A 25,081-nucleotide genomic window follows, 5' to 3' on the forward strand; every position below is an offset into this window, starting at 1 on the left:
GTTCACCTGTACTTCTTCGAGCTGCATATCGGACTCGCCTTCCAGTCGGGGCGATTGAGAACGTAGCAATCCACGTCGAGCCCGGCTGTTCCGAGGGCCTTGATGTGGACGGCGTGGGGAACCCCCGAAGTGGGACTGCCGTACACGGGGAACACCTCGTAGCGCACGGTCTGGCGGCCCTCGGCGATCACCTTGAAGAGCTCGCCCTCGACCTCGTTCATGACCTTCGAGTTGGCCGCCGCGTGAAGCGGGATCAGGTTCCTCAGGTCGGTTCCGGAACCGCCGAGCTGGCGGCCGATCAGGTGTCCTCGGTGTCGCAGCCATGAAGAGCCTGATGGCAGCTCGTCGAAGCCGCTGGGCGGTGCGAGCCAGCGGGCGCCGGTCTCCGCATCGAGGCGACGGCCGCCGCTGACGGTTGTGGTCCCCTCCTGCATGTCCTCCGCTCCGGTGTAGGTCGCGAGGGCCCCGGTGGCGCGGCAGCCGTCCTTGCCCGGCTTGAATCGTTCCCGCGGGAGGTAGGTGATGTTCCCGAGCGCGTTCTGGCCGGGCTGATCGTCACAGTCGTCGGATCGCGAAGCGTCTCCGCCCGGGTTCCGTGCCTCGTCCAGGAAGGGATCGGACAGTGCGTCCGGTTCGAAGGCGCCTACGTGGAAGAGGTTCAGCAGGTCGTCGTCGGTGTATGTCGCGTCCACGGCGTCGCCGAGGATCCAGCCGGCAGCCCGGACGGCGTCCGTGGCGATTTCGGCGACATGCTTGGGTGCCGGCAGGGGGTTCTTGCCGTTGTTGGGGTTCTGGTCGATCGGGGGTGGCAGGGGCCGGCTGGGCGGAGGCGTGCCCGTACCGGCGGTGCAGTGGCGCTTGCACCCGGACGGGGGCGGGCCGTAGTACCGGGTGCGGGTCTCGGTCCAGGCATATCCGTAGGCAGGCGTGATCGTGGTGGCTCTCGGGGCAGTGCCGTTGCCGCACATCCAGTGGTTGCAGCCGCTGCCCGGGCTCCAGCCCCAGGGGCCTGGCTTGAGGTGCTCGAAGTACCGAGACATGGTCTCGGGACTGGGTCTGCGTACGGGCGCGTTGAGCCGTCCCAGCACGCCCCAGAGGCCGCCGACACGGAAGGCGATACGAGGCCCTGACGGCGTCGACTTGGGCGGCTGTCCGATGTTCGGGATGGTCTTGGGCGCGCTGTAGCGCCCGGTGCCGGTGTCCTGGTAGTGGCCGGTGGGGTCGGTGCCGTTGAGCGGGCTCGCGTTGCCGTACGTGTAGCGGTTCGCCTGGACCGAGGGATCGGGATCCAGCTGCCATGTGTCGCGGCTGGTGAAGCCGCCCGTGCCCGGCTGGTACCAGCGCGAGGCCATGTTGACCTCGCCGGTGGCGCTGTCCGTCCAGCCCGACTGGTAGCCGAGGGACGGGTTGGTGCCCGCCGATGCGGTCACGTTGCCGAAGGCGTCGTAGGCGCGGGACGAGGACACCGAGGTGCCGTCCGCCGCGAGGCTGGCGATCACGTCGGTGTGCTGGTCGGTGATCGCGAGACGGGCGGAGCCCGGCGTCCCGGTGGTGGCGGTGGTGGCGGTGGCCAGCAGCGCACCGTGGGGTGTGCGGCTGTAGGTGGACGTGCCGTCCTTGACCAGGTTGTTGGAGCCGCCGTCGTAGCCGAAGGCGGTTCCGCCGTTGGTCAGGACCCGGTCGAGCGAGTCGTAGGTGAAGGTGCTCGTGCCGTTGTTGACCGTGCGCTCGAACGCGTCGGTGCTGATGGTCCGGGTGGTGGCGCCGTCGGTGACCGATTTGATCGTTCCGCGGGCGGAGTAGTCGAAGGTCTGCGTGCCCCAGGTCTGGACGCGGTTGCGGGAGTCGTAGGTGGCGGTGACGTCCCCCTTCTTGGTGAGGTTGCCGGCCTTGTCCCATTCGAAGGCGGTGGTGCTTCCCCCGGTGGTCTCGGTGGTCATGCGCCCGGCGAGGTCGTAGGCGTAGATTTCCTCGCCCGCGCCGGCCGTGCCCGAGGCGCTCTTCCTGACCAGGTGATTGTCGAGGTCGTAGTCGTAGGTCGTGCCCTGGACCCCGGTGCCCGTACCGCTCTTGGTGACGTTGTCGCCCGCGATCCGGCCCAGAGCGTCGTAGGTGTACGAGCGCTGCGCACCGATCGTCCACGTGCCGCCGGCTGCGGGGCGGGCGTACTCGTCGAGGGTCGGGCGACCGGCGGCGTCGTAGTCGCTACGGAGCTGGGTGCCGGTGAGCGGGTCCGTCGTGGTGCCGAGGCGTCCGGCCTGGTCGTAGGTGAAGGCCGTCGTACCCGCCGCGTCGGTGCGGGAGGTCATCTGGCCGTCTGCGTCGTACGTGTAGGCCGATGTGCCGGACGGGCCGTCGGCGTTCAGGAGCTGGCCGCGGTCGTTGTGGGCGTAGGTGTTTCCTGCGAGGACTCCGTCTCCTCCCACGCCGGTCAGGCGGCCGGCGAGGTCGTAGGACAGGGTGCGCGGCCGGGTGGCCACGGCGGTTCCGGAGCCGGTCTCACCGGTCAGGCGGCCCAGCGCGTCGTACGTCTTGTGACGCTTGACGTTGCCGGGGAGCAGCTCGGTGACGAGCTGGCCCGCCGCGTCGTAGACGTTGGTCCATGTGCGGTTGGCGAGGGCCGGATGGAGGGTGGTGCTGGGCTCGATCGTCGACTCGGGGAGTCCCCAGGTGTTGAAGGTGTAGTACGTGGCCTTTCCGCGGCCGTCGGTCAGACGCGTGCGGTTGTCCGCTGCGTCGTATCCGAAGGTCGTGGTGATCGAGTCGGTGCCCGTGACCGGTTCGACCTGCTTGGTCGTCCGGCCGAGTGCGTCGTAGGTGTAGGTGCGCCGGGCTCCGGTGGCGGAGACGGATGCGGTGAGGTTTCCGTCGGCGTCGTATTCCGAGGAGACCGAGCGCAGGATCGTCGTGCCGGTTCCGTAGTCGGATACCGCCAGTGGCTTGCCGAGGACGTCGTACGTCGTGGCCGTCCTGCGGCCGGTGGCGTCCTTCGACTCGGTCTGGCGACCGAGGCCGTCGTAGGTGGAGCGGGTGACGCCTCCGAGCGGGTCGGTGACGGACAGGACCTGGCCGGCCTTGTCGTAGGTCGCCGTGGTGCGGCGACCGCCGGGCGTGGTCGACTCGGTCTGGTTGCCTGCGTCGTCCCAGGTGAAGCGGGAGACCAGGTTCTGCAGGGTGGGTCTGCGTTCGATGGTGGTCGCGGTGAGCCTGCGGCCGAGTTCGTCGTAGGTGGCCTCGGCGCGGGCTCCTGTCGGGTCGGTCGCGGAGAGCGGCAGACCGGTGGGGGTCCAGGTGTAGGTGGAGATGCCGCCGCCGGACAGGGCGGTGGAGGCGCTGTCGAAGGTCGTGGCGCCCGGGGCCTGGAGGCCTTGTGCGCCGGTGACGGCCGGATCGGTCTTGGTGATCAGGTTGCCCAGCTGGTTGTACGCGTAGGTCGTGGTGCGGCCCAGTGGGTCGGTCGCGGAGGCCGGGTGGCCGAGTTGGTCGTAGGTCGTGCGGGAGACGGCCGTGATCGGCGTGGTGGCGCCTGGTGGGGTGTAGTCGGGCAGGGTGACCGCAACGGGTCGGCCGAGCTTGTCGGTCTCCGTCCGGGTGACGAGACCGCGCGTGTCGCGCGACTCGGTGGCCTCTCCGAAGGTGTTGTAGCCGGTCAGGGTCTTGGGGGTGACGGCCGCGGCCGTACCACCGTTCTCTTCTGCCTGGACTTGCGGCGCTGTTGTCTCCACCAGGCGGCCGAGTGCGTCGTAGCGGCTGATCGCGGTGTTGCCCCGGGGGGTGACGTGCGTCAGCGGGAGGCCCCGCTGGTCGAAGGTGCTCGACGTGACGCGGGTGCTGGTGCCGTCGGTGACGGTTGCCTTCCTGGGGTTGCCGGCAGCGTCGTACTCGGTCGTCGAGGTGAGCTTCTTGCCCGAGCCGTCGATCGACTGCGTCTGCTCGGTGATCCTGTCGTCACCGTCGTAGGCCGTTGTCGCGACATGGTTCAGGCCGTTCGGGTCGAATACCGAGCGGGTGACCCGGCCGGTGGCGTCCACGGTGTTCACGACGGTGCGGCCGCCGCTCGCGGTCCGGGAGACCGTGTTGCCTGCGCCGTCGTAGGACGTGGACTCCAGGACGATGTCCTTCTTGGAGCCGTTGTCCTGGGTGACCTGCTTCGCCGTCGCGGTGGCCCTGCGGCCGTCGTCGTAGTAGGTGAAGGCGGTGCCGGCTCCCATCGCGTCCGTCGTGGAGGCCAGGCGGCCTGCGGGGTCGTAGGCGTGGGAGACCACGACCAGGTCGCGGGTCTGGCCCGAGGGGTCGCCCGTCCAGTCCTTCAGGACCGACTCCGCGAGCTGCCCGCGCTTGGTGAACGCGTGCGTGATGACGTTGCCGGCGGGGTCGGTCTCGCGGATCACCCGGCCCAGGGCGTCGTGACCGAAGGTCGACTCGTTGCCCGCCGCGTCCGTCACGGCCTCGTTCAGGCCGAAGACGTTGTAGCGGTAGGTGGTGGTGCGGGTGGCGTCGCCGCCGGTGGTGTCCTGGGTGGACTCGGTGAGGAGTTGCCCGTCGGCGTCGTAGGTGCGGGAGATCTTGGCGGTGTGGGTGACTCCGGTGATCTCGTTCTTCACGCCCGGGCCGGTCTCGGACGAGACGCGGGACATGGCGTTGTACGTGTACGTCGTGGTCGCGCCGTCCGGGGTGGCGTCGGAGACCTGGGTCTCGGTCAGCTTCCGGCCGATGCCGTCGTAGGTGTACGAGGTCACCAGTCCGGAGGGTGCCGTGGAGGTGGCCAGGTCACCGCCGGCGTAGTACGCGTAGGAGGCGATGGCGCCGCCGGCGCTCTTCTTGGTGGCGACCAGGCCCTTGGGGGTCAGTCCGCCGCCGACCGCGGGCTCGGTGCCCGTGGTGTAGGTGGTCGACGTCGTACGGCCGTCCGGCAGCGTGACCGTGTCGGTCAGGCCGAGGGCGGTGTAGGAGGTGGCGGTGCGGTATCGGTTGTCGGCCGGGCCGGTGGAGCGGGCGTCGCGGACCGCGGTCTGCTTGCCGTTCCTCGGGTCCAGCTTGTCCGCCTCGTTGTGGTGGTATTCCGCGAACGAGGTCCAGCAGGAGTCGGTGTCCCGGCACGTGGTCGTCGAGACGGTGTGGCCGTGCTCGTCGTGGCCCGTGATGGTCGCGTGGCCGTTGGGGTCGGTGACCGTGTGCAGGAAGCCGCCGATGTCGTACGCGTAGGTGGTGACACCGCCGTCCGCGTCCGTCGCGGCGGTGCGGCGCTGGCCGCGGACCGCGTCGAAGGTGCTGGACGTCTTCACGCCCGTCGGGTCGGTGACCGTCACGGTGGAGGTGAGCGACGACATCGACGACGAGTTGCGGGCCTCGTACTGTGCGGCCACCTCGTCGGCGGTGAGGCCGCGGCGGAAGATCGCTGCCTCGTCGAGCGCGCCGGTGAAGTAGCTGACGTTGCCGGGGGCGGAAGGCCAGAACTTGGCGAATCCCGCACCGAGGAACGTCCGGCTGTTGCTCTGGTGTCCGACCGGGGCGGCGGACTTCGTCGCGACCTGTGCGCCGTCCAGGTAGAGCGTCTGGGTGTCGCCCTTGGCCGTGATGGCGGCGTGGTGCCACTGGTTGTCCGTCACGGTGCCGGTCGAGGCGTTCGACGCGGTCACGCCGGCCGAGTAGTACTCGCCGTGCAGCTTGCCGTCGGCGCCGACGTACAGGACGGGTGTCCAGGTGCCGGTGGCGTCGGTGGCTCCGGCAACCGGGTTCGCCTGGTCGCTGAGGATGACGCCCGGCTTGTCGGTCCGGAACCACAGGCTGGCGGAGGCGTCCGTGGTGGCGGTTCCGATCGGCGGCAGTTCGGCGAATCCGTCACCGCTGAACTGCACGCCCGTGCTGTCACCGGGGCCGAACACGCCGGTGGTCCCGAGGGTCGCCTTGGTGTAGGTGCCGGTGCCGTCGTTGGCGGCGACCCGGCTCTTCGCCGTGGTGCCGCTGCTCTCGTCCAGACGCCAGTACCCCGCGGGACCCGCGGCCGTCACGACGCCGCGGTACTGGTCCCCGGTGCCGTTCACCACCTTGTTGCGGGCCTTGAAGTGGTCCGCCACGGCTTGTGCGTCGAGTTCCTTGGTGTAGAAGGCGGCCTCGTCGAGCCGGCCGTTGAAGTAGCGGGTCGCGCGTGCCTGTCCGTCCCACTCCTCACTGGAGTAGCCGCCGCCGAGGTAGGCGTGGAGCAGAGTCTCGGGCTTGACCACACCGGTCTTGGAACCGATGGCGGCGCCGTCGAGGTAGAGCGACTGTCCGGCGGGTCCGCCGGTGATCACGACGTGGTGCCACTTGTTGTCGGTGACCTTGACGCCGCCCATGACCGGCCAGCCGGCAGAGGGGCCGTCCCACAGGTGGCCGCGGAGCTTGCCTTCACCGTCGATGAGGAGGCTTGCGTTCCACATCGTCGGGGTGGTGCCGAGCTCGGCGTTCTGCAGGCCCAGCAGGACACCGTTGGGCTTGTCCGTCTTGAACCACAGCTCCGCGGAGAGGGAGGTGGCGTTGCTGATGGACTCCGACGGTACGGAGATGGCGCCCTTCGAGCCGTCGAGGGTGACCGCGCCGTCGCCGCCGTCGAGGAAGGCCCCGATGCCGCCGAGGGTGACGCCGTCACGGTAGGAGCCGTTGCCGCCGGCGGATATCTCGTCGGCCGCGGCGGCGCCGCTGCTGTCGCCCAGACGCCAGTAGTTGACCGGGGTCGCGGAGTGCACCACGTCGGCGTACCCCTGGGAGCCCGACGCGTAGCGGGGCGCGGAGATCTGCCACACGCCGCCGTTCGCGTCGGTCACCTTGGTGGCGCGCTCGGTGTCGGTGTCGTACTCGGCGGCGCCGCCGACCCGGCCGGAGGGCAGGGTGACCTTGGACAGCTTCGAGGTGCCGGTGCGGGCCTCGTAGTGCGAACGGACCGAACCGGCGTCGAGGGCACGGTGGTAGACCGCGGCCTCGTCCATCGAACCCTTGAAGAAGCGGTTGCCCGTGGCGGTGATGCCGTCCCAGCTGCTGTTGCTGTAGGCCACACCCAGGTAGGCGTGCGTCTTGTCGTCGTGCTTGACCGGACCGGCGAGCGTTCCCACAGCCGTGCCGTCGAGGTAGAGCGTCTGGTTCGTGGCCGTGCTGGTGAGTACCGCGTGATGCCAGGTGTTGTCCGTGACGGCGGAGGCGGAGGTGATGGGCACCAGGCCGCCGTCGGCCTTCTCGAACGCGCCGCGGAGCTTGCCCGCCGCGTCGACGGCGAGAACCGGGTTGTAGCGGACCGGAGGAGTCGGCCCGACCGGCGCGTCCTGGAAGCCGACGAGCGCGCCTCCGGCCTTGTCCGTCTTGAACCACACTTCGACCGACAGGACGGTGGACGACGCCAGGGTCGACTCCGGCAGCTCCACGTACGAGCTGGTGCCGTCGAAGGACGCCGCCTTGTTGCTCGTGCCCGCGAGGACGCCGGCGCTGGAGAGGGCGACGTCGCGGTACTGGCCGGCGTTCATGCCGGTACGGGAAACGGCCTCGCTCTGCGCGGCCGAGCCCTCGGCCTCGTTCAGCCGCCAGTACGCGACCGGGTTGGCGTCCTGCACCATGCCCCGGTAGTGCGAACCGCCGGTGTACTCGTACACCGTGCAGGCGGTCGTGGACGAGGGCGGGCAGACCTTGGTGAGGAGGTCGCCCTGGTAGGTGTACGACCAGACGAGTGCCGGCGTGGACGGGCCGACCGCGTCGGTGGAGACGGACGCGACGTGCGCACCGCTCCAGGTGAACGTCAGTGCTCGCTTCGACAGCGCGTCGGTGGCCTTGGTCAGTCTGCCGCCCGTGTAGGTCAGCAGCTGCTCACGGCCGTGGCCGTCCGCCACCTTGGTCAGCAGGCCTGTCGCGTCGAAGGTGTACAGAGCCGCGCTCGCGTCACGCAGGGTCCAGCCACCGCCGGAAGCGGCCGTCAGGACGCCCATGGAGCCGGACGGCGCGCTGAAGCTGCCGTCGTTGTTCTTGCCGAACCGGACCTGGCTGCCGTTCGCGAGGGTGATCACGACGCTGCCGTCGACCTCGTCGGTCGCTCGCATGTCCCAGCGGGTGGCCCAGCCGGCACCGAAGGCGTTGGTGATGCGAGGGTCCTGCGAGTTGTAGGTACGCGTGATCCCGAGTTCGGGACCGACCGACGGCAGGGCGGCATCCGTGGCGGCGGACACGTAGTTGCCCGACCGTTCGCCGTAGGTCCGCCCGCTGTCGGCGCCGCCCAGGTGGGACGTGATGACGGGCTGCGGGACCTGCGTGGTCAGGATCGACGGCGCGGTGCGCGCCGACTGGTCCTTGCCGTCGTTGGCGTATGCGTACCAGGCGTACGTCTTCGCCCAGGTGAGCCAGTCGCCGGGAACCGTCCAGCTCTCGGAAGCGGCGTGCGTGTTGCCGTGGCAGTTCTTCCGCAGGTCCTTGCCCTCGACCTCACAGATCTCGAACTGGTACGTCAGCGCGCCGGGAGACCTGTCCAGGTCGGTGGCCCTGGCCCACAGCGTCGGCGTGCGGGTGTCGACGACCGTGCCGCTCGGAGGCGCCGCGCCCGTGAGATGGGGCGGCACGTTGACCGCGTCGAACCGAACCGTCGGGCCCGGCACTCCGTCGTCGACGAAGCTGCGGACGCCGTACTCGTCCATGGTCCACTGGATCGTGTACGTGCCGGGCGTCAGCGGGGCGATGTGCGCGTCGAGGGTGACCGAGCCGCCCGGGCCGACGTCGGAGGGCATCGGCGTCCACCGGATCTTGCTCCAGTAGTCGCCGCCGACCTTGTTGCCGTTGGCGTCGAACAGGTCGTAGCGCAGCTTGTAGTTGCTGGTCCTGCCCCAGGTCTCACGGCCCTGGTTGGTGACGGTGACCTTGAAGATGCCGTCCGCGGCAGCCGTCGGGGGCTGGACGAACCCGCCCAGCTCGTACGTGGCACCGTACTTCGACCACGTGACGTCCAGGCTGGGCTTGCCGCTCGGGTACTCGTCGGAGCCGAACTGCTTCCAGGTCCTGGAGTCGTCGGTGGCCGCCTTCACCGCGAGGCCGTAGTTGGCCTTGCGGCTGTGCGTCCAGTCGTCGACCAGCCTGCGGCCCGACTCGCCGAGCGGAATCGCCTCCCATGCCGCGGGGCCGCAGGGCCAGCTGGTCGTGCCTTCCGGACGCCAGGCGTGCGCGAAGGACTTGGAGCCGAGGGCGCCGCCGGTCGCGGGACCGGGGTAGCTGGACGTGCTGCCCTCGGACCAGTTCGAGGTGATCTCGTGGACGGTCACCGGCCGTGCGGTGCACGATCCCGACCAGGTGTTGTACAGGCTCAGGTTCGCGTTGATCACGTACGCGTTCTTGAGGGTGGTGTCGAGCCCGTTGAACTTCAGGAAGGAGGCCGCCTTGTGGGCGCCACCGTCGTAGGTGCCGACCTTGAGGACGGTGTCACTGGAGAAGTTCTGGTTGAACGGGGCCTCGACATAGGTGCCGGAGGCCGCCTCCAGGCCGTTGACCGACGGGTCGACCTTCACGGGATAGACCCGAGCGGGATCCGCCAGCCACTTCCGGTCCAGCTTCACGACGAGGACCTGACGGGATCCCTCCCGCACGATGTCGTAGGTGACACCGGAGGAGATGACCCCCTCGTTGGAGTTCGGCGCCTTCTTCGAGTCCTCCATCCAGCCGGCCGGCATCCAGCCCTGCTGACGGCCCGTGGTGTCGATGAAGGCGACCCCGCCGTGACCGTCGAGCCTCGCCGTCAGCCCCTCCAGGGCCAGCGGGAAACGCCACTCGGTCGGGGCATTCCTTCCCTTGAGGATCAGCGTCTCCTTCACGGAGTCGCTCCCCGCGATCAGCTCCAGGTCCGCCGAAGGGCGAACATCCGGATACGTGATCACACTGCCGTCGACGCGGCCTTGCGAGCGGGCCGCACCGTCGATCGAATAGCCGATCGCGTGGGTGTCACCGACTCCCAGACGCACGAGCGGGCCGGCGTCGGCGAACTCGGAGAAGTAGACCTTGTCCTCGGTCGACCGGGACTGCCAGCCGGAACCCGACGCCTGCGCGGCCTCGGCCTCCGGCGCACCCTTTGTCAGCCGGGTGTCGATCGCCTTCCATTTGCCGTCGTCGCCACGGAAGTTGACCGGCTCGTTGTAGAAGCGGGTCGTGAACGTCCCGTCCTCGTTGGCGAAGGTACGCCCCCGCTCGGTCCGCTTGCCGGCGACCTCGGTGCTGACCTTCGGATCGAAGCCCTTCGGCGCGGCACGGCGCGGCGCCTGCACCTTCGTGTAGGGCGTCCTGGCCGGTGACTCGGGTACGTTGCCGAGCTTCAGACGGGCGGTACCGGAGTCCGCAGCGAGCTCACCCGGCGCCTTGAGCGCACCGTCGCGACCCCCTCCCGTCTGTGCGTCGGTGGCGTCGCCGGAGGCACTGTGCCCCCTCCCACGGGCCGATCCCCAACCCTGCTCGGGCCGCTCACCCGCCGCCATACCGAGCTTCGCAGCGCTCCAGCGGGTCACCGCAAGAGCAGCCTGTTCTGTACCTGCCAGAAAGGCCATCATGAATGCCACCAGCAGTACTAGTGGTCGCGCTGTACGCACGTAATTCCCCCACAGAAACGATTCGGTGGAGGTCAGTCGTATCCACCTCCACTGCAGCACACACTTTCAGCCAAAATGCGGGTGTCAGGCCATCAGAGGCACGAGTGATCAACCCGGCATTTCGTGATGCACCATCAGGTCTCGCGCACGGTCCACCCCTGCCAGTGGTGAAGATCACGTGGCCTGCTGCGCACTCGCCCATCCGCGCACGATCCGCTCACACGTGCGCGACCCACCCCGATCAGAACCCCAACAGGGGTTCACCGCACCGCTTCTCACGCAGACTCACCTCTCCCCCGCACACGGAAACCTTCCAGAATGCGCAGACGAAGAGGCGCGGCCATCACCCGCTCAGGCTGCTGCCGCCAGCGAAACTAGACGCCCGGCAGACAGCGCCCTCAGCAGTGCGTGCAGCAAATCTGCACATCCCGTGCAACCGACACACGCCCACAGAACGCGGACTCACGACTGGACAGCTACCGACGCGAACCGACAAGTCGAACGCCGGCAGCAGCCGGCAGACGCTGACCGGCGACGGGCATGGGGTCGAGGTCCCCTGACCCGATGAGGCTGGCGATCTCCTTCGTGTTGGACATGGGTCAGTCGGTCATGGGCCAGGTCTCCCAGACCGAGTCAAGGCGTCGGTATGCGTCGTCGAACCAGGCATCGGCCAGTGGGACGGTGACCGTCACCGTCGTCATGGACATTGAGCTGTCCTTGATCGTGACCTCGCACCGGTCATCGTCCTCGTCACGTTCGATGAACAGCCACGGAGCGCGTTTCCCCTCGCGCCAGGAAATGTCCTGTCCTGCGTCGAGCGAGTCCAGGGCCTGCTGCCACTGCAGCAGGTCCTCGGAGAAGACCCAGGTCTCGAGGGCGCCACGGACGAAGGGCGTATCGACCAGGAACTCTCCGACCAGGGCGTCCGCCTCGGTGGGACGCTTCCGCTCCTCCTTCCCCGCGATCCGGAGAATGACGCTATTGCCATCCCCCTCAAGGCGGATCAGGTCGATCGGATCCTCGGCCATGACTGCCCCTCCCCACTCGCGCATGCTGACGAACACTAATCGTCGGCACGGACACAGGATCGGGTGAGGTGTGAGGCCGCGTGAGCTTCGGGGCGTTCGACGAGGTGTCCTCGTTCGAAGCGGGCTCCGGCGCGGACGACGGCGACGAGGTGGAGTGCATTGACGGCCCGCCACCGCTGCTGGGCGGACTCGACGAGCTTGAAGACCATGGCGAGGGCGGCGGCCGCGCTGCCGGCGCCCTTGGTCACCGTCGTGCGGAGCCGATCGATCACTCGGGAAGGTACGCCCTTCGTGTCCTCACTCGAGCCCGATCCACAGGTCCTGAGCATTGCTCCACAGCCGCACCGCTCAGGCCGGGCAACAACACCCCAGTCGGGTCAACCGATCGATACAGCACACTCGTTGACGTCCTGTTGCTCCTGCCGTTGCCTGGCTCGAAGCTGCCGCACCTATTCGATGCAAAGCGGTCGCCGGAGGACGGACCTACTGTAGGTTCCTGTCATGAATCAGGGTATGGCGGGCGAGAACCCCGAATCGCGCTTCTCCACCGTGCTGGTGGGCGCAGCCAGGCTGCCGGGCGTGCGGATCCAGCGCGAGGCGTACCTGCGGAGGGCGTTGTCACGCTATTGCTCCGAGGATGAGATCCACAGAGCTGTCAAGGAGACCCCCGCAGCGGCGGGCATCACCCTCGACGTGCTCGACAAGGCGGCCAACGACTCCATCCTCTACGAAACCGCCAAGGCCAGCGCCCTTTCCGCCGCCGCCGGCCTGCCCGGTATCCTCGCCCTTCCCGCCACCGTGCCCGCCGACATGGCGCAGTATTTCGGCCACATGCTGCGCATCTCGCAGAAGCTCGCGTACCTCTACAGCTGGCCGGACCTGTTCTCCGACAGCGGCGACGACGTCGATGATGCGACCATGGGTGTACTCACCCTGTTCTTCGGCGTGATGTTCGGAACCCAGTCGGCGAACGCCGCCGTGGGGAAGGTCGCCGGAATGATGGCGGAGCAAGTCGCCAAGAAGCTGCCCCAGAGGGCGCTCACTCAGGGGGTGATCTACCCCATCGTGAAGAAGGTCGCGGCGTACATCGGTGTCCAAATGACGAAGCAGACCTTCGCAAAGAGTGTTTCGAAGGCCATCCCTGTCGTCGGAGCCGCTGTGTCCGGCGGGCTGACCTTCGCGACCTACCGTCCGATGGCCAAGAGGCTGAAGAAGCACCTCGCCAGCCTGGAGCTGACGAAGCCGTCGCTGCATGTCGCGGATGGGGAAACCGTGGAAGAGCACGGGCCTTTCGCTCCAGCGCCCCCTCACCAGCGCGATGCAGACGCCGCTCCCGTCAAGTTGGAGGAGCCTCAGTCCTGACGCCGCAAGCGCCGCCTGTCGGGGTCAAGCGTGGCCGACACGGCCGGCGCTCGCGTCATCACCAGCCCGGTGATCTCGCGGTACGAGAGAGACGCGCTCGTCCGCCCACCCCGATGATCACCGCGAGCCCCCGATGCACGGTCACCTGCGGCAGCGCAAAAGGGGGAATCTCCCGGTCGCCGTAGCAGCCCGCTGGTGTCCTCGTTCGGCCCACGCTGCCAGGAGCTGGCCAGGTCGCAAGAGTCGAGGAGGTACGGGTACAGCCCACGTCCTGGCTCGCAGCGGCCGGCGCAACATCGTGGCGGTGGGCGCCGCCGAGGAACCCCTAAGTCGGCCACGGCGCGGACGGGGTGCTGGTCGCCGGCGGGCCTACCCGCTTCAACCGGTTGATCCGATCCAGTGCGCCGAGCACGAACGGCGCGGTACTCCTGCCGGGGTGCACGGCGCCGCCCCATTCCCTCGATCGTCAGGAACAGCCGGCTGTGAACGGGGCTTGACAGAGGAGGTCCGATGCCGTGTTCTCACAACAGGGGCAACGACGGTGGGGGGTCCGATGGCGACAGCAGGAGGCGACGGGCCCGGTGTCGAGCCCGCGGGCGGCGGTGGGAGCCAGGAGCCCAGCGCTCCGAAGCCACCCAACGAGGACAACCACTACATCCGGAGAGACTTCATCCACGTACTCATCGTGATCCTCGTCGTCCTCATGTTGGGCACCGTGCTCGCGCTAGCCGGCGATGGCTGCAGCAGTGCCTGCGTCGGCCCCTGACACGTCGGCGCAGAGCCCCGGCAGTGACGCTCGACCCAGCAGGCCTGAGCGTTCTGCCAGTGGTCAAGGCCGCGGTCGGGGTGGTCGGCCCGGCCGACGAGAGCACTGATGGCGTCCGGCGGGCGTGGGTGTAGAGGTTGCTGGCGTCGGGCAGGTGGTCCCATTCCTCGCCGTCGATGCCGTGTGGGCGGGGGCCGAGGATGCCGGGTCCGGACCGGTGGTGACGGCGCCGCTCGTCGCTGAGGGTGACGGCAGACCGGACATGGCGGTCCGGTCAGTGGTCACGGAGCTCAGCAGCCGCCGGCACCGGTGCCGCGGCCGACCCCGTCCAAGGAGATTCTCCTGTGCGGGTCCTGGGGTGGCGGCTTGGGCCGCCGGTGGTGCCGGACGAACAGGTCGACCTGGATGCCGGGGGTGAGAGCCTGGTGCAACTCTCGGTGCAGAGCGGTGGTGTCGGTTGCCGGGCTCAGCGACGTGGACCGGGTCCGGCCGTGCCGCAGATGCACGGTCAGGGTGACCGTGACGGACTCGGGCAGCGGATCCCCGTCGTACGGTTCCTCGGTCGAGTGGTCGATCCGGATGCGTCGTACCGTGGTGAGCGGCCTCGGCCGGCCCGTGCGGGTGCCCCGGACCAGCGTGACGGTGGCCGGCGTCGTGGCGGGTGAGAACCGGAGCCGGTGCACGTCCAGGAAGGCCAGATACACCCCCGCGGCCGCGCCGAGGACGGCGCCCACCGCGCCCGCGATCCCGGCGACCGTCCAGACCGGACCCCAGCCCGTACCAGCCAACAGCATGACGATGTAGGCCGGCAGGGCGCACAGCACGCCGATCGCGGCCAGCAGGGGTACAGCACGCGCCATCCCGAGCGAGCCCTTGGCGGCGTGGCGGAGCGACCCGCCTCCCTCCCGGAGAACCAGGTCGATCACGTCGGGATTCGAACGGTCCACCCCTACCGTCTGCATGACACAAGGTTAGGTGACCGTCACACAATGGGGAACACCTCGGAGCCGGGCTCGCGCTCCCACCCCGCGAGGGCGTCACCAAGGACAGCAGCTCGCCCACCGTGGCTCACCCTGCGGTGTCAGATGCGCGCGATAGTTTCCCCGCATGGGTGTGTACCTGGTGAGCATCGGCGCGGAGGAGTGGTTCGGTGACGAGGAGGGCGGATGGGGCGAGGTCGCCTCGACGCTCAACGCCGAGCTCAGGCGGCGAGGCATGCCTCCCTACGTGGACGTACCTGCGGAGACGGACTTCGCGCCCGGATCCGGACAGGCCTTCGAGGAGAAGATGGCCCCGCTCATGACGGGGTTTCTCGCCCTCTGCGAGACGCACCTGTCACGCGAGGAGTCGGAGATCCTCTGCGGCTGGACCGTCCTGGTGCCCTTCTCGCTCGACGAGGAGGTCTGGTTGCCCATCGACTCCGACGACCACGACTCCATGGTCGCCGGCGCTCCCCAGGTGTTGCCGCTGGCCGAGAGGCTGGCGGCTGCCATCGATCTGCCTTCCGATGTTCCGGCGACCTGCGACAACCTCGATCTGAGCACGTGGTTCAGGGACCGGAGGAAGGAGCCGGCCGATCCTCGGACAGGGCCGTGGAGCAAGGACCTGGACGCGGCGTTCTACGTCGCGGTGTTCCTGCGCGCTGCTCAGCACTCGATCCGGCGGGGCTGCCCCATGGTCTACAGCTGACGCCCGCTTCCGGCCCCGGCGGTCGTTCAGCGGGTACCACGAGACCGCGGCCGTTCAGCGGGCGCCACCGGATCGGGCCGCTGCCCGCGGGATGCTCCGCGAGGTGGGGCCTCGCGGAGCATCCCGCAGCTGTCACTGCGTGTTGTACGCGATGATCGCGCGGGCCAGGTCGCCCGGCTGGAGGCCGTCCGGGGCGCCGGTGACGTCGTCCACGGCGACGATGTTCAGGTTCTTCCGCAGCTCCGGAGCCTTCCAGGGGCCGAGCAGCTGCTGGTGGAGGAGTGCGTTGTAGGACGCCGCGCGGTCCAGGAGGAACGTGCGGGTGATCCCGGAAAGGCCGCGGAGGGTCGCCGGCGCTTGGCGGATGGGGGTCATGCGCCAGCAGGCGGTCGCGCTGGTGACGGGAGTGACGTTGCGCAGGTGGTCCGGCGGGCAGGACCAGCACTGCCCCTGCCAGGGGAAGGCGTCCATGCGGGGGTCCCAGAAGGTGCCCGCGGGGCAGTTCCACGCCCACGTCTCGTTCCGCACGTACGTCGCGGCGGTGCTGACGGCGCGGCTGGGCAGCCAGCAGGCGTCGCCCTGGGTGACGGGGGTGATGTTCCGTACGTACTCGGCCGGGCAGGACCAGCACTCCCCTCCGTTGCGGGGGTCGTAGAAGGAGCCCGAGACGCAGGTCATCGAGTCGGGGAGTGCCGTGAAGCTCTGCTGCAGGCCGGCGAGGCCGAGGAGGGTGTCCGGCTGGACGATCCCTGCCATGACGAAGAACTTTCCGGCGTCGCCTCCCGGTTCCCGTGCGAGGGCTGCCCGGTCGCGCGCGAGGGTCTCCGCGAACAGCGCCTGGGGACTGGCGAAATCCCTGAGGTAGTTGCCGGCCGGCGGGCTTTCCGCGGGGTAGCTTCCGCGGCCGGACGAGGTGGCGGTGGCGCGCCAGGCCCAGTCCCGGTCGGCCAGTCCGGAGTCGTCCAGCAGGATCACGCTCTTCCCGGCGGCGACGAGGCTGCCGTAGGTCGAGGTGGGGGCGAACTGCGACCGGGAGGCGAGCCTCGCCGTACCGGCGACGGCGGCGAAGCGGTCGTACGCCTCCGCGGTGGCCGCGGGCAGCTCCGCCGCGGGGGCGCTCACGGACAGGCTGATGACGACGAGCTCCGACGGGTGCGCGGCGATCCATCGGCCGATCTGCTCGGCCTCCCCGTTCGGTTCGAAGAACGGGGCACCGAGCGGGGAGCCGTGGAAGGTGAACCACTGGCCGTCCTGCTTGCACAAGCGCAGGTCGACGTAGCGGGATCCGTTCGAGAGCTGCTCGGCGATCGACACGCGCTGGGTCCTGGCGACGCTCGCGGCCAACTGCGGGAAGCCCCTGGCCAGGTCGTAGATGTAGCCGGTGCGGCACTGCCCCGACCGCGCGGTGATGCTCCAGGATCCCGCGTCGTGGCTGCCGGGCATCGCGATCCGGTTGAGCGGAGTACCGGCGATGCGCGGGGCCAGGTCGCCCATCCACGAGTCGAGGCGGATCTGCGCCGCCGCGGGAGGACTGTCGGCCCGCACCTGGCCGGCGGTCGGCAGCCACATCATGGCGAGCGTCGCCAGCAGGACGAGGAGACGGGCCGACGCGGTTCTTCTTCGCTGTGCCGTCCTGCTTCGTGGTGCCGTACTTCTTCGCGATGCGGACATGGGCTCATGCCTCCGAGGGGCATACACGGGCGCGTGGTTCGGGCGCGGCCTGAGGGGCTGCACAGAATGCCACGATCACTTTGACGAGACCATGCCAATCGCTGCCTGTTCGCAACATGTCCGAATCCCTCCCACCCGGGACCCGTCGAAAGCGGGGCCACGTGCCGGGTGGGAGTGGCACGTGGCCCCGAGCGGCGCTCGTCCGCCTTCGGGCGAGGTCAGACGTTGCGGCGGTACTGGCCGCCCACCTCGAAGAAGGCGTCGGTGACCTGCTGCAGCGAGCAGACGCGGGCGGCTTCCATGAGGACGGCGAAGACGTTCCGTCCTTCCATGGCCGCGCTCTTGAGGGCCGCCAGGGCAGCGTTCGCGGGCTCTTGGTGCGAGGCCTGGTAGTCGCGGACGCGGTCCAGCTGGGACTGCTTCTCCTCCTGGGTGGCGCGCGCGAGCTCGATGGCGACGGGCTCGGCGTCCGCGGCGTGCGGGTTGCGGAAGGTGTTGACGCCGATCAGGGGCAGGGTGCCGTCGTGCTTGCGCTGCTCGTACAGCATCGACTCGTCCTGGATGCGGCCGCGCTGGTAGCCGGTCTCCATGGCACCGAGAACGCCCCCGCGCTCGCTGATCCGTTCGAACTCGGTGAGCACCGCCTGCTCGACCAGGTCGGTGAGCTCGTCGATGACGTACGCCCCCTGGAGCGGGTTCTCGTTCATCGCGAGGCCCCACTCCCGGTTGATGATGAGCTGGATCGCCAGGGCCCGGCGGACCGACTCCTCCGTGGGCGTGGTGACGGCCTCGTCGTAGGCGTTGGTGTGCAGGCTGTTGCAGTTGTCGTAGATGGCGATGAGGGCCTGGAGCGTGGTGCGGATGTCGTTGAAGTCCATCTCCTGGGCGTGCAGGGAGCGGCCCGAGGTCTGGACGTGGTACTTCAGCTTCTGGGAGCGCTCGTTGGCGCCGTACCTCTCCTTCATCGCGACGGCCCAGACGCGGCGGGCGACACGGCCGAGGACGGAGTACTCGGGGTCCATGCCGTTGGAGAAGAAGAAGGAGAGGTTCGGGGCGAAGTCGTCGATGTCCATGCCCCGGGCGAGGTACGCCTCGACGTAGGTGAAGCCGTTGGCCAGGGTGAAGGCGAGCTGGCTGATGGGGTTCGCGCCGGCCTCGGCGATGTGGTAACCGGAGATGGACACCGAGTAGAAGTTGCGGACCCGGTTCTCGATGAACCACTCCTGGACGTCGGCCATCATCCGCAGGGAGAACTCGGTGGAGAACAGGCAGGTGTTCTGGCCCTGGTCCTCCTTGAGGATGTCGGCCTGCACGGTGCCGCGGACGTTGGCCAGCGCCTTCGCGCGCAGCTCGTCCGCCTCCTCGGGCGTGGGCTCCCGGCCCTCGTCCGCCCGGAAGCGCTCGGTCTGCTGGTCGATCGCGGTGTTCAGGAAGAACGCCAGGATGGTGGGGGCGGGGCCGTTGATGGTCATGGAGACGGACGTGGTCGGCGCGACCAGGTCGAAGCCGTCGAAGAGCGTCTTCATGTCGTCGAGCGTGGCCACCGAGACGCCGGAGGTGCCGACCTTGCCGTAGATGTCGGGGCGCTCGTCGGGGTCGCGGCCGTAGAGGGTGACGGAGTCGAAGGCCGTGGACAGACGCGTGGCCGGCTGGCCTTCGGACAGAAGCCTGAATCGGCGGTTGGTGCGGAACGGGTCGCCCTCGCCCGCGAACATGCGCGCCGGGTCCTCGCCGTCCCGCTTGAAGGGGAAGACTCCCGCGGTGAAGGGGAAGTGGCCGGGCAGGTTCTCGTTGCGCCAGAACCGCACCAGCTCGCCGTGGTCGGTGTAGCGGGGCAGGGCGACGCGGGGGATCTTGTTGCCGGAGAGGGACTCGCGCATCAGCTGCGTACGGATCTCCCGGTCGCGCACCTTCACGACCAGCTCGTCCTTCGCGTACGACGCGACGACGGCGGGCCAGCCCTCGATCCGGGCCGTCACGTCGTGGGGCAGCTGCTCGCGGGCGCCTTCGAGGAGCGCCTGGACGCCGGAGCCGTCGTGGCCGGCGTCGGCGAGTTCCTCCCGGACCGCGTCCAGGCGCTGGACGCGGCGGGCGGCCTCGGAGAGGGCGAGGGTCTCGGAGTGGTACCGGCGGACCGTCTCGGTGATCTCGGCGAGGTAGCGCACCCGGTCCGAGGGGACGACGCGGCGGATGCCCGAGGAGTGCCGGACGTCGACGGCCGGCAGCGTGCCCTCGGACAGCGACAGGCCCTCGGCGGCGAGCAGGGTCGTGAGGTGCTGGTAGAGCGCGGTGACGCCGTCGTCGTTGAAGGTGGCCGCCGAGGTGCCGTAGACGGGCATCTCCTCCGGCCGCTTGCCGAACGCCTCGCGGTTGCGGATGAGCTGGCGGGCGACGTCCCGCATGGCGTCGAGGGCACCGCGCCGTTCGAACTTGTTGATGGCCACGACGTCGGCGAAGTCGAGCATGTCGATCTTCTCGAGCTGGGAGGCGGCGCCGAACTCGGGCGTCATCACGTAGAGCGAAGTGCCGACGAACGGCACGATCGCCGCGTCGCCCTGGCCGATGCCCGGGGTCTCCACGATGACGAGGTCGAAGCCGGCGGCCTTCACGACGTCGATCACGTCGGCCAGGTGCTCGGGCACCTCGTGGCTGCCGCGGGTGGCCAGGCTCCGGAAGAACACCTGGCCGCCGTCCAGCGCGTTCATCCGGATGCGGTCGCCGAGCAGGGCGCCGCCGCCCCTGCGGCGCGTCGGGTCCACGGCGATCACGGCGATGCGCAGCTTGTCCTGCTGGTCGACGCGGAGCCGGCGGACCAGCTCGTCGGTGAGCGAGGACTTGCCGGAGCCACCGGTGCCGGTGATGCCGAGCACGGGGACCGTACGCGCCGCGGAGGCGGCGCGCAGCTCCTCCAGGAACGCGGCCGGAAGCCGGCCCAGCTCGGCCCCGGTGACGGCGCGGGCGATGGCGAAGCGGTCGCCGGCCAGGACGGCGGACGCCTCGACGGGCTTGGTGTCCCACAGGTCGAAGTCGCAGTCCTGGACGACCGAGTTGACCATCCCGGCGAGGCCCATCCGCTGCCCGTCCTCCGGGGAGAAGATGGTGACCCCGCTCGCCCGCAGCCGGGAGATCTCCTCGGGGACGATCACGCCCCCGCCTCCGCCGACGACCCGGACGTGGTCGGCACCCTGGGCGCGCAGCGACTCCACGAGGTACTCGAAGTACTCCACGTGCCCGCCCTGGTAGGACGAGACCGCCACACCGTGCGCGTCCTCCTCCAGCACCGCGTCGACCACTTCCTTGACCGATCGGTTGTGCCCGAGGTGGATCACCTCGACGCCCTGCGCCTGGAAGATCCTCCGCATGATGTTGATCGAGGCGTCATGGCCGTCGAACAGGGCGGAAGCGGTGACGAGGCGTACGGGGTTCGCGGGACGGTGCAGATCGCTCATGGGGCCCTCCGGAGCATGCGGTGGAGCTCATACACAAGAGATACTAGGACGTCCTAGTAAATTGCAGGGGGTCACCTCATGTGACGGCGAGCACAGTCCCCGCCGGGGCGCGGCCCTCGGGATCGGCTCCCGGGCTGCGGGTGAGTGCCGGCGGCCGGCAACCGGGCGGGGCATGACCGCCGCCCCGTACCGGCCTTCAGCGGGGTGGCCCCGGCTCGCCCGCTCGTGGCCCGGCCCGGAAGCCGGAGTCGGCCTCCGGTGCGCCCATCAGCCCGTTCGGACAAGTTCGGTCAGGACGTCGAGCAGTTCCCTGCGGTCACATCCGCCAGTACGTGCCGGAACGGGAGTCGACGTGCACCAGATGTGTGCCGACCCGGACCACGTGGTAGTCCGGACCGGCCCAGGAGCCGCTCTCCGTGTCGTCGACGGGGAGCGGCTTCCAGATCTCGAGGAAGGTGCTGCCGTCGGTGTTGGTACCTCGTTCGACGAGGTCCGCGCCCTTCCAGGTGAGCATGCCGCTGTCTTCGCCCGGCTCTCCCGTGAGGTGATGAAAGTGCACGTGGGTGCCGTCGAAGGAGGTGCGGCCGGCAAATCCCCGGCTGTCGGCGAAGTAGTGCCCGGCCTGGAGCCACACCACGACACGGTCCTCCACCAGGGGGCCGCCGTTCCGGCTGATGCCGTGTCGCAGCCACGCGCCCCGCTCGGGAACCGGTACGCCGGGACCGGTCGGTGCCGGGGTGACGTCGCGGGCGGCGCCCGCCGGCTCAGGCATCGGCGGCGGCGTCGCTGTCGTCGACTGCCAGCAGGGTGAGCGGGATGTTCCCCTTCACCGCCTGCGCGTAGGGGCAGACCGCGTCGGCCCGGTGCAGGAGGGGCAGGAGTTCCGCCGCCTTCCAGCCGGGGAGGCCGACGGTGAGGATGACGGCGAGGCCGTAGCCCGCGGGGGTGTCCGTGGTGCCCAGCTGTACTTCGCATGCGACACGCGCGGCCGAGGCGTCCGCCCCGAACTCGTCCGCCACCTCGGCCAGCGCGGAGGTGAAGCAGGCTGCGAAGCCGGCGGCGAAGAGCTGTTCGGGGTTGGTGGTGCCCGGCACGTTCTTGCGCGGCGGGGCCAGTCGGACGTCCAGCCGGGCGTCGCCGGTGGCAACCGATCCGGTGCGGCCGCCACTGGCGTGCGCGGTCGTCCGATACAGGGTGCGGGTGAGTGGCACGGTCACGTTTCGGCCCATCTGTGCGACGAGGGAACGCCGCTCGGGTCCGGGCGGCGTGACGGTGCCTCCGCTGGGGAGGTCCGTGGCGCGTCGTCGTGCGTGACCGGGTACGGCGCATCTCGTCCGGGGCCTCGGGATCAGGCCGCCGGACAATCTAGCAACGGACGCGGGCACCGGAACGAAGGGGTCCGGTGACCTTCCTCACCTGCGAGGATCGCCCCCGGAGGGCACCTGAGCAAGTCGGTCGTCGCCGGGATCGGCCCCCTCCGCGGCCCGGGCGAGGGCCGCGGAGCGGCACGGGAATCCGTCCTCCCCGGTCCGGGGATCTTGCGCAACGCGTCCAGTGGACGCATGATGTGCGTCCACTGGACGCGTCAGTGAAGGGACCGCGATGACGCGACGGCCGAGGGAAGGGGTGTCCATGACGTCCGGCAGCCGCACACCGTCCGTCCCCGAGCCCCCGGATCCCGGTTCCCCGGCCTGGTGGCAGGCGCGCTACACCGAGCGCGCGCGGCGCCGGCCCCGTACGGGCGGGCTGACCCTCGCGCGAATCACGGCGGGCGCGCTCGAACTGGCCGACCGCGACGGCCTGGAGTCCCTCACCATGCGCAGTCTCGGGAACCACCTCCAGGTCCGTCACACCTCCCTGTACCGCCACGTGGCGAGCCGGGAGGAACTCCTGATCGAGACCGTGGACCACATGCTCGGCGAGATCCGGTTGCCGTCCCTCACCGCGGACTGGCAGTCCGGCCTGGAGGAAGGGGCCAGGGAGTTCCGCCGGGTCCTCGCCGCCCACCCGGCCCTCGTACCGGCGCTCACCAGTGGCCAGCTCCTCGGACCCCATGCTCTGCGCGCCCGCGAGCATGCCCTCGGGCAGCTCCTCGACCAGGGATGGGACCCCCGCACGGCCGTACACGTCTACCTCACCGTCACCCACTTCGTGATCGGCTCCGCCGTACTCGACAGCGGTGGGGCGGCCCGGACCGGCCCGCAGCGCGCGGCCATGGCCGAGCTGTTCGCGAACCTGTCCCCCCGGACCCACCCCGTCGTCCGCCGACACGCCGACCTGCTCAACGCGCCCGACGGGGTGGACGAGTTCACCTTCGGACTTCGCGCGCTGACAGCGGGTCTGGGCCGGCTCCACCACGAGGAGATCGACGCATGAGGACCACACCAGTCCTACCGCCCTGGGATCAGTGGACCGCCGGCGGCGCACGCGTCCCGGTCGGCGGTCACGAGATCTTCGTACGCCGCGACGGCCCCGCGAACGGGATACCCGTCACCCTGCTCCACGGCTTTCCCACCTCCTCCCACGACTGGGCACCGATCGTCCCCACCCTCGCGGCGGCCGGACTGTGCGTCACCACCCTGGACTTCCTCGGCTTCGGGGAGAGCGACAAGCCGCGTCGCCACACGTACTCGGTGCTCGAACAGGCAGACCTGGTCCAGGAGGTGTGGCGGCGGACCGGCACCGGACGCACTGCCCTGGTGGCCCACGACTACGGCGTCAGCGTGGGGCAGGAACTGCTCGCACGGGATCCGGCGCGGGTCACCCGCATGGTCTGGCTCAACGGCGGGCTCTACCCCGACCTGCACCGCCCGGTACTGACCCAGCGCCTGCTCCACGGGCCCCTCGGCCCGCTCATCGCCCCGCTGACCACGCGCCGCAGGTTCGGCGCGACCCTGCGCGGCGTACTGGGGCGGGAGCTCTGCGACGAGGATCTCCGGGAGTTGTGGGCGGCGGCGTCCCGAGCCGGCGGAAGACGGCGCGCGCCGCGACTGCTGCGCTACATCGACGAGCGCCGCAGCCACAGGGAGCGGTGGACCGCCGCCCTGGAGGGGTACCCCGGCCCGGTGCTCTTCATCTGGGGACCGGCCGACCCCATCAGCGGCGCGCATGTACTGGCACGCGTGCGTACGACCATGCCGCGGGCCTCGGTCGTCGAACTCACCGGACCACCCGCGGTCGGGCACTACCCGCAACTGGAGGATCCGGCAGCGGTCGCAGAAGCGCTGCGCTCCTTCCTGACGTCCTGAGACCAGGACGTGACCGGGGGGTGAGGGCCCGACCCGCCACGGCAGGAGGGCATGCGCCTCTCACGCCACCGTCACCGGCCGCGAGCGGGACCGGCAAGGGCCCGGCCTCGCCCGCGGCGGAAGTGCGGAGCGGAACGACCCCGGCGTCCTACTTCACGGTGACCGTGCCGGTGAGGATGCGGTGGTCGGAGCAGAGCCCGTCCGGGTTCTTGCTCCCCGGAGTGCAGTCCTTCGACGTGGTGAGGGCGTCCGCGCTGTAGCTGCCCGGGGCGGCGAGTGCGGACTCGCGGACCAGGATGAGATCGATCTTCGGATTCCCGCCGCAGGGCGTCGGGTTGGTGGGCGAGGAGGGCGTGTTCGAGGTCGGCTCGCCGTAGCCCGGGCAGTTGCCGGCGTCGGCGTCGTCGAGCTCGCGGTAGGCACCGGTGTTGCCGCCGTTGTACGACGTGTTCGCGGTGGCCGAGTAGAAGCTGTTCATGGACGGGTAGTCGGGTTCGACGTTGAAGTCGCCGGTGGTCAGCACCGTCTCCCCGGCCGTGTTCCAGGCTTCCAGCTTCTGGTTGATCTCGCCGAGCTGCGTCCACTTGAAGGAGTTGACCGTCGTCAGGTGGGTGGTGCAGAACCGCACTCCCGAACCGTCGGCCAGCGGCGCGCACAGCATGTTGCGCCGCTCCAGCGCGTTCCCGTCGTCGGCGAGAGGAATCCGGTCGGCCGTGCCGAGCGGACGCTTGCTGAAGATCGCGTTCCCGAACGCCCCGCCGCCGCACACACCGGTGTCGGCCTGCCGACTCGGTTCGAAGCGGGCGAAGTTCGTCTCCACCTGCGGCCAGTCCGCCGCCGCGAGCTGTCTCACGAGTTCGTCGTACTGGCCCTTGCACAGCTCGTTGAAGGCGGCGAAGTCCGCGTCGCGGTAGACGATCGAAGAGGCCGCCAGGGACACCATGTTGGTGTCGGTCCGGCCTCCGTGGAAGGTGTTGCCCGCCACGTTCCACTGCCAGATGTTGTACGAGGTCGGGCTCGCGGTCTCGGCCTGCGCCGTGCCCACGGGCAGCATCACGGCGACCAACGCGCCAACCGCCGCCAGCCGCGCCATCCGGAACTCTCGCATCAAGAAGCCCTCCCCTTGAGGAAACCCGGTCGTCCCCCGACCGGCGCCGCACCGCGCGGCAGATGATCATGAGCACCCTCTCATGTGATCGCCACCATGGCTCGTCGACGCTGACGGACAGACGGGCAGACGGGCAGACGGGCGGACGGGCAGTCGGCGGGCCAGGTCCACGCCGTCGTCGAA

12 protein-coding genes, 1 pseudogene and 1 riboswitch are annotated in these 25,081 nt (G+C 69.7%); of the genes and pseudogenes, 4 read left to right on the forward strand and 9 right to left on the reverse strand.

Annotated elements, in window-relative coordinates; all coding sequences use genetic code 11:
• Nucleotides 1-2: 2 nt before the first annotated feature.
• The 3 genes and pseudogenes from ACGFZF_RS17750 to ACGFZF_RS17760 all read right to left on the reverse strand — a co-directional run.
• Entirely contained in the window at nt 3-10,538 is a 10,536-nt protein-coding gene (locus ACGFZF_RS17750) for a LamG-like jellyroll fold domain-containing protein (RefSeq protein WP_393555049.1), read from the reverse strand.
• 638 nt (nt 10,539-11,176) lie between these two features.
• Entirely contained in the window at nt 11,177-11,605 is a 429-nt protein-coding gene (locus tag ACGFZF_RS17755) for a DUF5959 family protein (protein WP_393555051.1), read from the reverse strand.
• Between the two features lie 35 nt (nt 11,606-11,640).
• Nucleotides 11,641-11,868, reverse strand: a pseudogene (locus tag ACGFZF_RS17760) (hypothetical protein); the annotation flags it as partial.
• A gap of 238 nt (nt 11,869-12,106) precedes the next feature.
• Here ACGFZF_RS17760 and ACGFZF_RS17765 point away from each other — a divergent pair.
• A complete protein-coding gene (locus ACGFZF_RS17765; protein ID WP_393555053.1) occupies nt 12,107-12,967 on the forward strand; it encodes a hypothetical protein in 861 nt (286 codons plus the stop codon).
• A 1,056-nt stretch (nt 12,968-14,023) separates the two neighbouring features.
• Here the strand turns inward: ACGFZF_RS17765 and ACGFZF_RS17770 are convergent.
• Complete coding sequence (locus ACGFZF_RS17770) at nt 14,024-14,695, reverse strand: hypothetical protein (RefSeq protein ID WP_393555055.1); 672 nt, start codon at nt 14,693-14,695, stop codon at nt 14,024-14,026.
• Nucleotides 14,696-14,840: 145 nt separating this feature from the next.
• On the opposite strand from ACGFZF_RS17770, the gene ACGFZF_RS17775 reads away from it, so the two are divergent.
• Complete coding sequence (locus ACGFZF_RS17775) at nt 14,841-15,422, forward strand: hypothetical protein (RefSeq protein ID WP_393555057.1); 582 nt, start codon at nt 14,841-14,843, stop codon at nt 15,420-15,422.
• Nucleotides 15,423-15,554: 132 nt separating this feature from the next.
• Here ACGFZF_RS17775 and ACGFZF_RS17780 read toward each other — a convergent pair whose 3' ends face one another.
• From ACGFZF_RS17780 to ACGFZF_RS17795, 4 genes are all read right to left on the reverse strand, one after another.
• Complete coding sequence (locus tag ACGFZF_RS17780) at nt 15,555-17,093, reverse strand: hypothetical protein (protein WP_393555059.1); 1,539 nt, start codon at nt 17,091-17,093, stop codon at nt 15,555-15,557.
• Nucleotides 17,094-17,311: 218 nt separating this feature from the next.
• Entirely contained in the window at nt 17,312-20,542 is a 3,231-nt protein-coding gene (gene icmF / locus ACGFZF_RS17785) for a fused isobutyryl-CoA mutase/GTPase IcmF (protein WP_393555061.1), read from the reverse strand.
• Nucleotides 20,543-20,858: 316 nt separating this feature from the next.
• Nucleotides 20,859-21,314, reverse strand: a complete 456-nt coding sequence (locus tag ACGFZF_RS17790) for a hypothetical protein (RefSeq protein ID WP_393555063.1) — start codon at nt 21,312-21,314, stop codon at nt 20,859-20,861.
• Nucleotides 21,307-21,759, reverse strand: coding sequence for an Ohr family peroxiredoxin (locus ACGFZF_RS17795; RefSeq protein WP_393555065.1), 453 nt, complete (start codon nt 21,757-21,759; stop codon nt 21,307-21,309). Before ACGFZF_RS17795 ends, ACGFZF_RS17790 begins: the two co-directional genes overlap by 8 nt.
• A 78-nt stretch (nt 21,760-21,837) precedes the next feature.
• Nucleotides 21,838-21,900, reverse strand: a riboswitch (guanidine-III (ykkC-III) riboswitch).
• Nucleotides 21,901-22,174: 274 nt separating this feature from the next.
• Here ACGFZF_RS17795 and ACGFZF_RS17800 point away from each other — a divergent pair.
• Together ACGFZF_RS17800 and ACGFZF_RS17805 are read left to right on the forward strand one after the other, a co-directional pair.
• Nucleotides 22,175-22,918 (forward strand): TetR/AcrR family transcriptional regulator C-terminal domain-containing protein, encoded by a 744-nt coding sequence (locus ACGFZF_RS17800; RefSeq protein ID WP_393555067.1) that lies wholly within the window; start codon nt 22,175-22,177, stop codon nt 22,916-22,918.
• Complete coding sequence (locus ACGFZF_RS17805; protein ID WP_393555069.1) at nt 22,915-23,790, forward strand: alpha/beta fold hydrolase; 876 nt, start codon at nt 22,915-22,917, stop codon at nt 23,788-23,790. Before ACGFZF_RS17800 ends, ACGFZF_RS17805 begins: the two co-directional genes overlap by 4 nt.
• A gap of 148 nt (nt 23,791-23,938) precedes the next feature.
• Here ACGFZF_RS17805 and ACGFZF_RS17810 read toward each other — a convergent pair whose 3' ends face one another.
• Complete coding sequence (locus ACGFZF_RS17810; RefSeq protein WP_393555070.1) at nt 23,939-24,898, reverse strand: endonuclease/exonuclease/phosphatase family protein; 960 nt, start codon at nt 24,896-24,898, stop codon at nt 23,939-23,941.
• Nucleotides 24,899-25,081 lie beyond the last annotated feature (183 nt).

The organism is Streptomyces sp. NPDC048338 (assembly GCF_043201055.1).
In the GTDB taxonomy this organism is placed as follows: Bacteria; Actinomycetota; Actinomycetes; order Streptomycetales; family Streptomycetaceae; genus Streptomyces.

Coding starts and splice junctions, on each gene's coding strand:
- ACGFZF_RS17750 (WP_393555049.1), bottom strand. CDS start 10,538: ATGATGGCCTTTCTGGCAGGTACAGAACAGGCTGCTCTTGCGGTGACC.
- ACGFZF_RS17755 (WP_393555051.1), bottom strand. CDS start 11,605: ATGGCCGAGGATCCGATCGACCTGATCCGCCTTGAGGGGGATGGCAAT.
- ACGFZF_RS17765 (WP_393555053.1), top strand. CDS start 12,107: ATGAATCAGGGTATGGCGGGCGAGAACCCCGAATCGCGCTTCTCCACC.
- ACGFZF_RS17770 (WP_393555055.1), bottom strand. CDS start 14,695: ATGCAGACGGTAGGGGTGGACCGTTCGAATCCCGACGTGATCGACCTG.
- ACGFZF_RS17775 (WP_393555057.1), top strand. CDS start 14,841: ATGGGTGTGTACCTGGTGAGCATCGGCGCGGAGGAGTGGTTCGGTGAC.
- ACGFZF_RS17780 (WP_393555059.1), bottom strand. CDS start 17,093: ATGTCCGCATCGCGAAGAAGTACGGCACCACGAAGCAGGACGGCACAG.
- icmF (WP_393555061.1), bottom strand. CDS start 20,542: ATGAGCGATCTGCACCGTCCCGCGAACCCCGTACGCCTCGTCACCGCT.
- ACGFZF_RS17790 (WP_393555063.1), bottom strand. CDS start 21,314: ATGCCTGAGCCGGCGGGCGCCGCCCGCGACGTCACCCCGGCACCGACC.
- ACGFZF_RS17800 (WP_393555067.1), top strand. CDS start 22,175: ATGACGTCCGGCAGCCGCACACCGTCCGTCCCCGAGCCCCCGGATCCC.
- ACGFZF_RS17805 (WP_393555069.1), top strand. CDS start 22,915: ATGAGGACCACACCAGTCCTACCGCCCTGGGATCAGTGGACCGCCGGC.
- ACGFZF_RS17810 (WP_393555070.1), bottom strand. CDS start 24,898: ATGCGAGAGTTCCGGATGGCGCGGCTGGCGGCGGTTGGCGCGTTGGTC.